Source organism: Bacillus sp. SRB_8, assembly GCF_003264205.1.
Lineage (GTDB): Bacteria > Bacillota > Bacilli > Bacillales > Bacillaceae_G > Bacillus_A > Bacillus_A mycoides.
Window position 1 is genome coordinate 97859 of sequence record NZ_NADT01000008.1, and the last position, 12379, is coordinate 110237.

Below are 12379 nucleotides of genomic sequence, written 5' to 3' on the forward strand. Positions count from 1 at the left end.
TTCTCCCCTCTTTTACTTACGCATTTTTGGATCTAACGCGTCGCGTAATCCGTCTGCAATTAAGTTGAATGCTAAGATTAACATACTGATGACAACCGCTGGGATGAACATCATATGTGGATACGTTTGAATTGATTTATAACCATCATTTACAAGAGAACCAAGTGATGCGAATGGTGGCTGAATACCTAGTCCGATGAAGCTTAAGAATGCTTCACCAAATACCGCTGTTGGAATTGTAAACATTGTCATTACGATAATTGGTCCCATTACGTTCGGAATTAAGTGCTTCACAATTAACTGTGTATTCGTTGCCCCTAATGTACGAGATGCTAATACATATTCTTGGTTTTTTAATTTTAGGATCTGACCACGAACGATACGCGACATCCCTATCCAACCTGTAATTGCCATCGCAAGTGTAATTGACCAAATACCTGATCCCATAATGATTACCATTAAAATAACGATGATTAAGTATGGAATACCGTTAATGATCTCCATAATACGTTGCATAATATTATCTACTCTGCCGCCATAGAAGGCTGAAATACCTCCATATGCAACCCCAATTACTAAGTCAATCGCTGCTGCTAAAAGAGCGATATATAATGATACTCGTGTACCTTCCCATGTTCTTGTCCATAAATCACGGCCAAGATCATCTGTACCAAACCAGAAGTACTCTTTAATATCACGTTTTTCATATTGGTCAACACCATATTGATCTGTACCGTCAAATGGTAGCCAATGAACATTTTCAATCACTGGAATTTTCGGTGGCATTTTCGCACGACCTAAATCCTGCTCTTTATAAGAATGCTTACTTACCATCGGTCCTAAAATTGCTAGTAGTACAATAAGCATTAATAATACGAAACCAAACATTGCACCTTTATGTTGGAACAAACGTCTTCTTACATCTTGCCAAAACGTTAAGCTTGGACGGGCAATGACTTCATTATCAACATTACTCTGATTGGCTGGTTGAAATAAATCTGGAGATAATTTTTGTACATCTTTCATCATTTTTTCCCTCCCGCTAAACGAATACGAGGATCAATAATTCCGTATAAAATATCGACAATGAAAATAACTAAGATGAAGATCGCACTATAGAAAATTGTAGTTCCCATAATAACTGTATAGTCATTCACTGTAATCGATTTAACGAATTGTTCCCCAAGTCCAGGTACAGCGTAAATTTGCTCAATAACTAGTGTCCCTGTAATTAATCCTGCAACCATTGGTCCTAAAATTGTTACAACTGGAATTAATGCGTTACGCAGTGCGTGCTTGATAATGATAACGCCTTGGCTAATTCCTTTCGCTTTCGCTGTTAAAATGTAGTCTGCTTGCATAACCTCAATTAACTCTGCACGAGCGAAACGTGCGATTGTTGCGATAACTGCCATCGATAAGGCAATTGTAGGCATTACTGTAAACTCCGGTCCTTTCCAGAATGCTACTGGGAACCAACCAAGTTTTACCCCTACGAAATATTGTAGTAATGCGGCGAATACGAATGAGGGTACCGACATCCCGAGTACGGAAATAATTGTCGCCCCATAATCGACCCACGTATTGTTACGAAGCGCCGCAACGATTCCTAAAATTAAACCGATAAATGTTCCTAATATAATCGCTTGTAAACCAAGTTGTGCTGATGGTCCAATACGATCCACAATCATATCTGTTACTGGGCGGTTATCATATTGGAATGATACCCCTAAATCACCTTTTGCTAAGTTACCTAAGTAACGTGCATATTGAACTGGTACTGGATCATTTAATCCATATTTTTCAAGAATGATTTCTTTTTGTGCCGGTGATAGCTTCTCCTGGTTTTTAAGCGGAGAACCCGGTAGTAATTTCATCAAAAAGAAAGTCAGTGTAGTAATTAAAAATAATGTCAAAGCCATGTACACGAAACGTTTTAATACATAACGTCCCATAGTCAAGCACCTCCCCGTTTTTCTCAAAAGCAATAAGATAGTTTAAAATATTCTTACTTTTATTTTTTTAAAATAAGAGCATATGCCCATCATAGGCATATACCCTTATTCATGATGGAAACCATTTTTAGTTTTTGAGTTCAACCCACTTATAGCTAAATTCTCCGCCGTATTTATGTTCTAATAGGCCTGTAATTGAACTACGTTGTAAATATGCCTTTCCAGGTTGATATACTGGAGCAATCGCTGCATCTTCAAGCAGTTGTTGTTCTGCTTTTAATAGAGCATCCCAACGAGCTTGTACATCTACTTCTGTTTTGGCTTTCTTAATTAGTTCATCATAAGCTGGGTTTGCGTAATTCACTTTATTTTGCGAATTACCTGTTGTATACATTTCAAGGAATGACATTGGATCCATATAATCTGGACTCCATCCCGCATATGACATCGCATAATCTCCACTTGCTTCAAGTTTTAACTTTTGTGCAAATGGCTGCATTTTTGTTGAAACTGTTAAACCTGGTAAGTTCTTTTCGAATTGTCCCTTTAAATACTCTCCGATTTTTTTGGCATCATCAGTATCAAAGTTTAATAACTCTAACTCTACTTTGTCTACACCAAGTTCTCTTTTACCAGCTTCCCAATATTTTTGAGCTTCTTTAACATCCTCTTTTATAAGCTTTCCGTTCTCTTCACGGAAGTCTTTTCCGTTAGGTCCTTTTGCCAAACCTTTCGGAACAAAACCATACATTCCTTCTGAACCATCGTTTAAGATAACTTTCCCGATATTTTCACGTTCAAAGGACATCGCAATTGCTTTTCGGATATTTTTATTTGCTAAAAATTTATTTTTTTCATTTAAACGAATGAATTGTGTAGATGGTCTCTTAATTGTTTTAAAATCAGCATCTGATTTGTATTTATCTACAAATTCTGATGTTAATACTACACGATCAATCGCTTTCGTTTCATATAAGTTTATAGCAGTTGAACGATCCTTAACAATATTGAAGTTTATCTCCTCAAGCTTCACTTCTTTATTTTCCCAATACGTTGGATTTTTCTTAAGGTGGAAACTTTGTTCATGTTTCCATTCATTTAAAACGAATGGGCCATTATAAAGTGTCGTATTGGATTCTAATCCAAATTTTGTTCCTTGTTCTTTTACAAACTTCTCATTCAAAGGATAAAATGTTGGATAGACTGTTAGACTTACAAAATAAGGAACAGGATTATCTAATTCCACTTCAAGTGTGTGATCATCAATTGCTTTTACACCAAGTTCCTCAACTGGTAATTCTTTTTTATTAATTTTCTCTGCATTTTTCACATCAAATAGTATGTAAGCAAATTTGGCACCCGTATTTGAATCAACAGCTCTTCTCCAAGAATAAACGAAGTCTTTCGCTGTTACAGGTTCACCATTCGACCATTTCGCATCTTCACGTAATTTAAATACATACTTTTTACCATCTTCTGATTTCTCATAAGATTTAGCGACTCCTGGAGCGAGTTTATCGTCTTTCCCCAGACGATACAACCCTTCCATTGTGTTATTCATGATGTTAGAAGATGCTGCATCCGTTGATAGCGTCGTATCCATTGTTGGTATTTCAGCAGTTTCTGTTAGATTCAATACTTGCTTATTTGAAGTACTGGATCCTTTCGCGCTTGCCTTATTATCATCTTTTTGATAACTACAGGCTCCTAGCACACTTACTGTCAACGTCGATGCAAGCAATAGCGGTATCTTTTTCTTCATGCTGTGTTGCCTCCCCTAATTGCACTTCCTGTACCCTCACTTGTAGAAAAACAGAATTGAAAGAATAATCTCCAAGTTTCTACAATTTTCATTATACATATAATATGACGATTGTGAATATAGTTTTTTGTTTTTTTGTTAAAATTTTTAATAAAATGTTTATATTTTTAATTTTTTGTAAAGGGATACGTTAACATTGCTACCATCATCTTGAAATTAGAACCTCAATTGCGTATAATTTTCAAAAAATTATTTATATTACTTATTATAACTTTTATAGTATAATAATTCTAGTAATATTTTGACGGAGGGGAATATTTTGAATAAAGTTTTTTTTCATACTTGTATACTATTTTTGGTTGCGATAATCGCTTCTAGTGTGGGCGCATTCCTCGTTTCATCTCATTTTTTGTTGAATTTTGTCAACATCTCATTCTATATTGCATTGGTTTTTATTCTTATAGGTGGTTTTTTATTCATATTTCAAAACGGATTTTTTAACGTAACAATTTACGCATTCCAAAGAGTATTTGGTACGAATAAAAAAATTGACTCTTTAATTGAAGAAGCAGAGGAACCTATCGATAAGAAAGAACGTATTTATAAAACATATTCATTCAAATGGACGTATCCGATTTGTATTACCGGTATCGTACTTGGGTTGTTCTCGATCCTCATTAGCTTTACTATTTTGATGTAGTTTGCAAACACTATCCCATATGATATAATAATCAGCAAAACATTTTGTTATAAAACTTTAGTTCTTTCATATTAAAAGAGCTTAGGTAACAATAAATAAATTTATATGTATGCGATGATAAAGAAGAGTACATATTGAGGCAATTTCAGAGAGCTTGTGGCTGGTGTGAACAAGTAATTGCGCAGTATGGAATGGGCTTTTGAGCACCAAACCGAACCGAAAGTAGTAGGCTTTGGCGTTATATCCAAACGTTATTATGGATTAGAGAGATTTCACAGTAGTGAAATAATTAGGGTGGTACCGCGGTCCATTCGTCCCTATAGTTTTTTGGGATGAATGGGCTTTTTTGTTTGCCTTCTCTTCCCCATCGCACATTCAATTTTAGGAGGAATTACTTATGTCAGTTATCTTTTCTGGTATTCAGCCAAGCGGAACGATTACACTTGGAAACTATTTAGGAGCTATGAAGCAATTTACAGAGCTTCAAAACGAACACGACTGTTATTTCTGTATTGTAAACCAACATGCGATTACAGTACCTCAAGATCCCGTACAACTTCGTAAAAACATTCGCAGTCTTGCTGCACTTTATGTAGCATGCGGCATCGATCCTGAAAAAGCTACTTTATTTGTACAATCAGAAGTACCAGCACACGCTCAACTAGGATGGATTATGCAATCAGTTGCTTACGTTGGAGAATTAGAGCGTATGACGCAATATAAAGATAAATCTTCTGGTAGAGATTCAGTTCCAGCTGGATTACTAACGTATCCACCATTAATGGCCGCTGATATTTTACTTTACAACACTGAAATCGTACCTGTTGGTGATGATCAAAAACAACATATGGAATTAACACGCGACCTAGCAGAGCGTTTCAACAAACGCTTCCGTGAAGTGTTCACTGTTCCTGAAATTCGTATTCCAAAAGTAGGAGCTCGCGTTATGTCATTAACAGAACCTACGAAAAAAATGAGTAAATCTGATCCGAATCCAAAAGCAATGATCAGTATGCTTGATGAACCAAAAACAATTGAAAAGAAAATTAAAAGTGCTGTAACTGATTCTGAAGGTATCGTGAAATTTGATAAAGAAAACAAACCTGGAATCTCTAACTTATTAACAATCTACTCTTCATTCTCTGGAAAGACAGTTGAAGAAATAGAAGCAATGTACGAAGGAAAAGGATACGGAGACTTCAAAGGCGACCTAGCACAAGTAGTCGTAGAAGCAATTCGTCCAATCCAAGACAAATATAACGAACTAATCAACTCACCAGAACTAGACGAAATTCTAGACAAAGGTGCCGAAAAAGCGAACCACGTTGCATTCAAACAACTACGCAAAGTAGAAAACGCAATGGGATTAAGTAGAAAGCGTAGGTAATATATAAAGCGGAAGCGGCTCGTTCAGAATGTGAGGGGGATGGAGCTCCTGACGTAGAGGCGGGTTTTGCCTCGCAGGAAGGCGCGAAGCCACCGAACATTCTTGTCACCTCCATAAAAAAAACCGCCAATTGGCGGTTTTTTTAATTTACCTTCTGCTCATTTTCCATTTCCCATAACTTTTCAAAAAACGGCTGTCCTTTTACAAGGCGCTCACATAATTGCTCGTGCTTCTCAGACCATCCAGTTTTCGCTTCATCATAAAGTTTAGCCCAAACATCTTCAAACTCCATATGTTGGACCATTCCGTACGCTGATGGATCCCACTCTGTGAACCAATAGCGAATTTCAGCTGGATTTTTCGTTGTATGTAATTGATCTAATGCCATAAATAATAATTGTTTTAACTGTCTTTCTTTACGAGTTAGGCCGTTCATAATGAAAGGCGACGGCGATAAAATATGATGTTCTTTTTCAATCTCTTCCACTTGGAACTCATACTTTTCTGCTTGCACATTCTCTACCATCTCATATACCATCTGTTCTTGACGCGGTATAAGCCTACTTTTTCTAATTGGCACATTATAGCCGATTGAATCAATCGCAATAATTCCTTTTCCATCTGTAACTACAAAACAATATTCTTGTTGCAAACGTTCGTGATTTTTACGAATATAAGCCTTATGATATACGTCTTCCAATAATTTTTGCGGAAGCTCTAATAATTCGTTCTCGATGTAATGATATAATGTGGCATCTACTTTTAATAATGGCACTTGATCTAATAGCTCAATCGTATCATCTTTCCGCCATTCGTAAAAATGACAAACGTTATACCCATTCTCTTCACCTTCAAACCAATTTACCCATACATCATGTAGATATAACATTCACTACCCCTCACTTCACTACTGTTTGTACCAATCATTATGTTCAGTTTCGCTTAACTTTATTCCACTTGAGGAAATATATTCTAATTATTATTTTTTCTTCTATAATATTAAAAAAACAGGAGATAGCTCCCCTGTTTTTCATGAAACATGAAATGTATTTGCTTTATTCAATATTTCTTTCGCATCTATAGATAATAAAGAAAGTGTATTTTCTCCTTCAAATGCTACACAATCTTTCACAATATGAAATCCAAGTGCATAGCCAAGCATTTTCGGATACGAGTGCAGTCCATTTAATAAAACATCATGCTCCCTCGTACCTCTCTTTACGCCTATTCGTTCTTGTATTGAATTCCTCCAATAATAAATAGCATCTTCTTTTGAAATGTAAGTAGTCCACGGTGCACATCTTTTTTCTGTATACCTTTCATACACAGCTTGCTCAGCTAACCCTTCCATAATCATCGTATCAAGTAATGTATACTCTGTTTCTTTCGTCTCAATTTGATGTAACCTACATATATGATGGTATTCATGCGTTAATAAAGCTTTTAGTTCCTCTACTGAATTACGTCCACATACGAATAAGAAAATAACGTGACGCATAGATAAGCCAGCCTTCCCGTTATATTCCTCTTGTACAGTTCGATTGTATGAATCTGATAATAAAATAAAGATAGGGACATCTGGACCTTTTAGCCAACCTTTCAATTTTTCATACTCCATGCTAAGTTCTTTCCAAATTTCTTTCTTCTCTAACTCTTTAATTTCCTGCTCCCCCCGCATTACTGGGCGATACATACCTTTAGAGATTAAAAAGCGATACAGTCTCTCTTTTGGCAATGGAATATACTTTGTAAATTTCTCACAAAGCTTCTCTGGACGTCCATAATACAGATGTAACCATTCTGCCGTTTCAACAACCCCCAACCTTCATCCCTCCTTTTCTTATGTATATGCAAAAAAGAAAGGAACGTAAAGGTGATAAAAAATAAATAAGGTGTCTTTTCGTAATACTTTACGAAAAGACACCTTATTGTACATATTATTTATATGCTTTAAATACTAATACTGCGTTATGACCACCGAATCCTAATGAATTACTTAATACAGCTCGCACTTCTTGATGCCTCGCTGTATTTGGTACGTAATCTAAATCACATTCTGGATCTGGTGTTTCATAGTTAATCGTCGGAGGAATTACTCCGTCTGTAATTGATTTAATAGAGAAGATCGCTTCAACAGCACCAGCTGCTCCTAATAAATGACCTGTCATTGATTTCGTTGAGCTAATCGCTACTTTATATGCATGCTCACCGAAAGTTTCTTTAATTGCCATCGTTTCATACTTTTCATTTGCATCTGTACTTGTACCATGTGCATTAATGTAATCAATATCTTTTGGCTCTAGACCTGCATCAGCTAAAGCTTGACGCATCGCACGAACTCCGCCTTCACCGCCAGGAGCAGGCATTGTAATATGGAACGCATCACCAGTTGCACCATAACCAGCAATTTCCGCATAAATGTGAGCACCACGTGCTAATGCGTGCTCTAATTCTTCAAGAATAAGAATTCCTGATCCTTCACCCATTACGAAACCGCTACGATTTTTATCGAATGGGCGGCAAGCCGTTGCTGGATCTTCATTGAATGTTAATGCTTTCGCTGAGCTAAACCCAGCGAATGCCATACTTGTTAATGGCGCTTCTGCTCCGCCTGTTATCATCGCATCAGCATCACCGCGCTGGATTACTTTAAACGCATCACCAATTGAGTTTGCTCCAGATGCACAAGCTGTTACAGAGCAAGTATTAATTCCTTTCGCTCCTGTAGCGATTGACACTTGACCTGCTGCCATATCTGGAATCATCATTGGTACGAAGAATGGGCTCACGCGGCGCGGACCTTTTTCAGTAAAAATCTTAAATTGTTCTTCGTATGTTTCCATACCACCAATACCAGAACCAACCCATACACCAATGCGTGGTGCATTTTCTTCTGTAATTTCAAGCTTCGCATCCGCAACTGCCATTTTCGCTGCTGCTACTGCATATTGCGTAAAGCGGTCCATACGGCGCGCTTCTTTTTTATCTATATATTTTTCGACTTCAAAGTCGTTAATTTCTGCTGCTACTTTTGCAGGAATTTGTTCTGAATCTATTCTTGTAAGTCGTCCGATTCCGGATACACCGTTTTTAATGTTTTCCCAAGCTGTTTCAACATCTGTTCCGATCGGTGTAACAGCTCCTAGCCCTGTAATTACGACCCTCTTTTTTTCCATACAAAATACACTCCTTTTTTTCTCTCAGTCCTTATTTACCCCAACGAAGAGCTACTGCTCCCCATGTTAACCCGCCGCCAAAACCGACTAGTATAATTAAATCACCATCTTGAATACGTCCATTTTGCAATTCCTCTACCATTGCAATTGGAATTGAAGAAGCCGATGTATTACCGAACTTTTCAATTGTCATACTCATTTTTTCTTTCGGTAAATTTAATCTTTCTCTTGCAGATTCCATAATACGAATATTCGCTTGATGTGGTACTAAGAAGTCCACATCCTCTTTCGTAAGTCCCGCTTTTTCTAACACGCGAAGACAGGAATCACCAAGTTGGCGAACAGCAAATTTAAAGACTTCTCTGCCGTTCATCATAACATACTCGTCTTGATAAAGATGCTTACCGCCACTTCCGTCCGCTCCTAATTCAAAAGAAAGTACACCTTTTCCTTCCGAAACAGCTCCCATTACGATAGCACCTGCTCCGTCCCCAAATAGTACTGCTGTATTTCGATCGTTCCAGTCTACAATTTTAGATAGTTTGTCACTACCAACTACTAATACATTTTTATAAGTTCCCGTTTGAATAAATTGCTGCGCTGTAATCATTCCGTACATAAAGCCAGCACACGCTGCACTTAAATCCATTGCGGCTGCGTGTTTTGCGCCAATTGCTTCTTGGATTACACAAGCTACTGCTGGGAATGCGCGATCTGGCGTTACTGTTGCCACTAAAATAAGATCGATATCCTCTCCGCTAATCCCGGCATCTTCAAGTGCTTTTTTAGAAGCCTCTACCGCCATATATGAAGTATCTATTGTATCATCGGCAATGCGTCTTTCTGCAATTCCCGTTCTCGTACGAATCCATTCATCAGATGTATCTACGATTTTCTCTAAATCGTGATTTGTGACTACTTTTTCTGGCACATATCTTCCGATCCCTAAAATGCCCACGTTCACATCGCAGCCCTCCGTTTTATATCAATTATTATGACTTGGTACTAATTTTAAAACATAAATGTACTTTTGTCTAGAATATATTTCAGCTAAAAAAATAAGACAGCATATTACTAACTTTATTTTTCATTAAAAGAAACAGAAAAATTCCTATCCTTTCAAAAGATAAACTTCCCAATACTTTTGACCTTACTCCGCTCGAAACAAAAAAAGCCCTTTCCGCTTCTATCCACAGCTCGAGCCTCTCTCCCATCAAAAAAGAAGGGTTTGGTTTTATTCTTTATCTGCTTTCCCTTCAAAACTAAGACCTTCCCCTTTAGCCTCATCATCCCTCAGGTTTCACTCCACTCGAAACAAAAAAAGGCCCCAACCGCTTCTATCCACGGCTCGAGCCTCTCTTCCATCAAAAAAGAAGGGTTTGGTTTTATTCTTTATCTGCTTTCCCAAGCTCATATGCTTCGCCCATTACTTTCATCAATAGCTCTAACACCGGCTGTGCTTTCTCCATATCAAGTGCAATTCCATTAGAATCTAAAATTGCCTTTGCTTCTGGTAAATGCTTCATTGCGATTTGTAAAAATTGCATACTTTTTTCGTTCATGTAATCTCTTCCTCTCCATTAAAGCTTTTCAATCAATTATCCATACAATAGTGTAACACGCATGCTACCCTTCGTATAACTCTTTATATTTTTTCATATGTGCCAATTGTTTATTTAAACCGAATTCTACTGGTGTATTTTTTTGAATAGAAATAACCTCTACAGCTTCATCTCTTACTTCCACATTTTTGTTATTTACTTTATCATCTGCATGTAAAAGACTCATACCCTTTTCCCATAACTCTTCTTTTCCACTAAGTAAATTATATATACCGAGGTGTTTTACATTCATTCCATTTTCCCATAAATATTCACATACATCTTCAACGTAAAGTAAATCACTTCCTTTTTCTCCATTTATACAACGGCACTCTTTTTCATCAAGTTCTGATAAAATAAGCTGATGATACATCATAAACGACGGTTGCCATGGCCCATATAATGTAGGAACTCGATATGCACTATATTGTAATTCGCCTTTTTTCAACCCTTCTTCCACTTTCGAAAATAGATGTTTGTTTTCGGATTCTTCAGTGCTTCCTATTTCAATAGAAGAAATTAGATTTAACTTTACTTTATTTTTTTCACACATCCTTACGATTCGTTTTAAATATTGTAATATGACCCTTTCATTCCGAAATCCACTTTGCTGATTCGGCTCATACAAGCAAAAATAAACTGTATCGAAACTCTCTTCCTCTACCGATCGCCATCCGTCTTCATCCCTTATAGAATAGTACGTAAATAACGCATTCCGCCCAATCAACAATAATTTCTCTTCATTAATTTTTGTCATACTATCAAATTCATCAAAATCAAGACCATATACTTCTACTTCTTCTGCAATCATTTTATTCACAAGGTGATAACCTACAAACGTAAGTGCACCTATAATCAGCACGCGTTTCATACCACCAACCCTTTCCCCTTGAAACAAATAGCTCCTCATTTATGTATATGGGAGCTTCACAATTCTTCTTCATATTTTTTAAAGAAATCAGTCGTTTGTCTAACCATTTTATATTTCACATCTTGCAGATGGAATAAAACAGAAGTATCGCATTGATTGAATTGCCTCATTTTCTCGTATTTACGTAACAATTGTTTTCTTCCTCTTTTTTCCTGTGTTGAGACAAAAATTTTAACAGGTACACAAGACGGCAGAAGCGCAAATGATTTCTTATTTATTTTTGATTCTAATTCTTCTTCTTTGGAATCATACGCCAAACTTAATTCCTTCACTAATCTTTTGTAAAAAAACTTATGCTCTTTCTCAAAATCCACATATTCTGGTAAATCTAAATACGGATTTAACATAACGACAGAACGTATACATTCAGGGTATTTGTTCATCATCTCCAGTGCTACAAGCGCTCCCATACCATCTGCCATAATGTGCATTTTCGCATTCAATGTCTCTTTTCTTAGAACGACATCATACAAACGTTTTGCAAGACGAACAGCTCGATCGTTCCCCCAATGCCTTCCGTATAAGTTAGATGAAAAGACCGTATAACCTTTTTCAATAAGGCCCTGTAAAAAATAAGCTCTCCCTGCATGCTGTGTCCATAAACTTGTACCATTCTCAATAAAATAGTTATAATCTCCTAGGAGCATAACAGAAAATCCATTTGGCTTTTCCGGTAAATAAATTACACATGGTTCTTTTTCTAAGTAAAAAAAACGTTCCGTAATACTCATTTTTCCCCCGCCTTATTTTCTAAACGTATAAAAGTACTCTTTATAATGTATGAACAGAATGCAAATTTGCGTTGAAAAATCTACAAATATTTTTCTATATTCTTTTTTCAATTGTGTTACAATAAGGACAGATTGA

At 36.7% G+C, this 12379-nt stretch carries 12 protein-coding genes and 1 other annotated feature; of the genes, 2 read left to right on the forward strand and 10 right to left on the reverse strand.

The annotated features are described in order from the left end of the window. Positions 1 to 12: 12 nt before the first annotated feature. The 3 genes from opp3C to B5P40_RS07295 all read right to left on the reverse strand — a co-directional run bounded on the left by opp3C (position 13) and on the right by B5P40_RS07295 (position 3717). On the reverse strand, positions 13 to 1029 hold the full coding sequence (opp3C, locus tag B5P40_RS07285) for an oligopeptide ABC transporter permease (RefSeq protein WP_002086981.1): 1017 nt from the start codon (positions 1027 to 1029) through the stop codon (positions 13 to 15). Continuing rightward, positions 1026 to 1955: an oligopeptide ABC transporter permease gene (gene opp3b, locus B5P40_RS07290; RefSeq protein WP_000534165.1), complete on the reverse strand. Its 930-nt coding sequence runs from the start codon at positions 1953 to 1955 to the stop codon at positions 1026 to 1028. Before opp3b ends, opp3C begins: the two co-directional genes overlap by 4 nt. A gap of 127 nt (positions 1956 to 2082) precedes the next feature. After that, a complete protein-coding gene (locus tag B5P40_RS07295; RefSeq protein ID WP_098167265.1) occupies positions 2083 to 3717 on the reverse strand; it encodes a peptide ABC transporter substrate-binding protein in 1635 nt (544 codons plus the stop codon). Positions 3718 to 4036: 319 nt separating this feature from the next. Here B5P40_RS07295 and B5P40_RS07305 point away from each other — a divergent pair, with 319 nt between their 5' ends. Further along, the gene (locus tag B5P40_RS07305) at positions 4037 to 4417 is read left to right on the forward strand and encodes a DUF3899 domain-containing protein (RefSeq protein ID WP_033708890.1); all 381 of its coding nucleotides are present in this window, start codon (positions 4037 to 4039) and stop codon (positions 4415 to 4417) included. Positions 4418 to 4522: 105 nt separating this feature from the next. Next, positions 4523 to 4739, forward strand: a binding site (T-box leader). A gap of 75 nt (positions 4740 to 4814) precedes the next feature. After that, positions 4815 to 5804 (forward strand): tryptophan--tRNA ligase, encoded by a 990-nt coding sequence (gene trpS / locus B5P40_RS07310; protein ID WP_002011330.1) that lies wholly within the window; start codon positions 4815 to 4817, stop codon positions 5802 to 5804. A 142-nt stretch (positions 5805 to 5946) separates the two neighbouring features. Here the strand turns inward: trpS and B5P40_RS07315 are convergent, their stop codons facing one another. The 7 genes from B5P40_RS07315 to B5P40_RS07345 form a co-directional block, all read right to left on the reverse strand. Further along, a complete protein-coding gene (locus tag B5P40_RS07315; protein ID WP_002030367.1) occupies positions 5947 to 6693 on the reverse strand; it encodes a YjbA family protein in 747 nt (248 codons plus the stop codon). A gap of 141 nt (positions 6694 to 6834) precedes the next feature. Next, complete coding sequence (locus tag B5P40_RS07320; protein ID WP_002030365.1) at positions 6835 to 7626, reverse strand: DUF2268 domain-containing putative Zn-dependent protease; 792 nt, start codon at positions 7624 to 7626, stop codon at positions 6835 to 6837. Between the two features lie 115 nt (positions 7627 to 7741). Beyond that, positions 7742 to 8980, reverse strand: coding sequence for a beta-ketoacyl-ACP synthase II (gene fabF / locus B5P40_RS07325; protein WP_002030364.1), 1239 nt, complete (start codon positions 8978 to 8980; stop codon positions 7742 to 7744). 31 nt (positions 8981 to 9011) lie between these two features. Next, complete coding sequence (gene fabH / locus B5P40_RS07330; RefSeq protein ID WP_001100550.1) at positions 9012 to 9944, reverse strand: beta-ketoacyl-ACP synthase III; 933 nt, start codon at positions 9942 to 9944, stop codon at positions 9012 to 9014. A gap of 421 nt (positions 9945 to 10365) precedes the next feature. Then, entirely contained in the window at positions 10366 to 10542 is a 177-nt protein-coding gene (locus B5P40_RS07335) for a ComZ family protein (protein WP_002011319.1), read from the reverse strand. A gap of 64 nt (positions 10543 to 10606) precedes the next feature. Next, positions 10607 to 11479 (reverse strand): NAD-dependent epimerase/dehydratase family protein, encoded by an 873-nt coding sequence (locus B5P40_RS07340; RefSeq protein ID WP_002086991.1) that lies wholly within the window; start codon positions 11477 to 11479, stop codon positions 10607 to 10609. 29 nt (positions 11480 to 11508) lie between these two features. Beyond that, positions 11509 to 12243, reverse strand: a complete 735-nt coding sequence (locus B5P40_RS07345; RefSeq protein WP_113709031.1) for a lipase family protein — start codon at positions 12241 to 12243, stop codon at positions 11509 to 11511. Between the last annotated feature and the right edge of the window lie 136 nt (positions 12244 to 12379).

Excerpts from the sequence above, each read along its gene's own strand:
- opp3C (WP_002086981.1), bottom strand. The coding sequence starts at position 1,029 with ATGATGAAAGATGTACAAAAATTATCTCCAGATTTATTTCAACCAGCC.
- opp3b (WP_000534165.1), bottom strand. The coding sequence starts at position 1,955 with ATGGGACGTTATGTATTAAAACGTTTCGTGTACATGGCTTTGACATTA.
- B5P40_RS07295 (WP_098167265.1), bottom strand. The coding sequence starts at position 3,717 with ATGAAGAAAAAGATACCGCTATTGCTTGCATCGACGTTGACAGTAAGT.
- trpS (WP_002011330.1), top strand. The coding sequence starts at position 4,815 with ATGTCAGTTATCTTTTCTGGTATTCAGCCAAGCGGAACGATTACACTT.
- B5P40_RS07315 (WP_002030367.1), bottom strand. The coding sequence starts at position 6,693 with ATGTTATATCTACATGATGTATGGGTAAATTGGTTTGAAGGTGAAGAG.
- fabF (WP_002030364.1), bottom strand. The coding sequence starts at position 8,980 with ATGGAAAAAAAGAGGGTCGTAATTACAGGGCTAGGAGCTGTTACACCG.
- B5P40_RS07335 (WP_002011319.1), bottom strand. The coding sequence starts at position 10,542 with ATGAACGAAAAAAGTATGCAATTTTTACAAATCGCAATGAAGCATTTA.
- B5P40_RS07345 (WP_113709031.1), bottom strand. The coding sequence starts at position 12,243 with ATGAGTATTACGGAACGTTTTTTTTACTTAGAAAAAGAACCATGTGTA.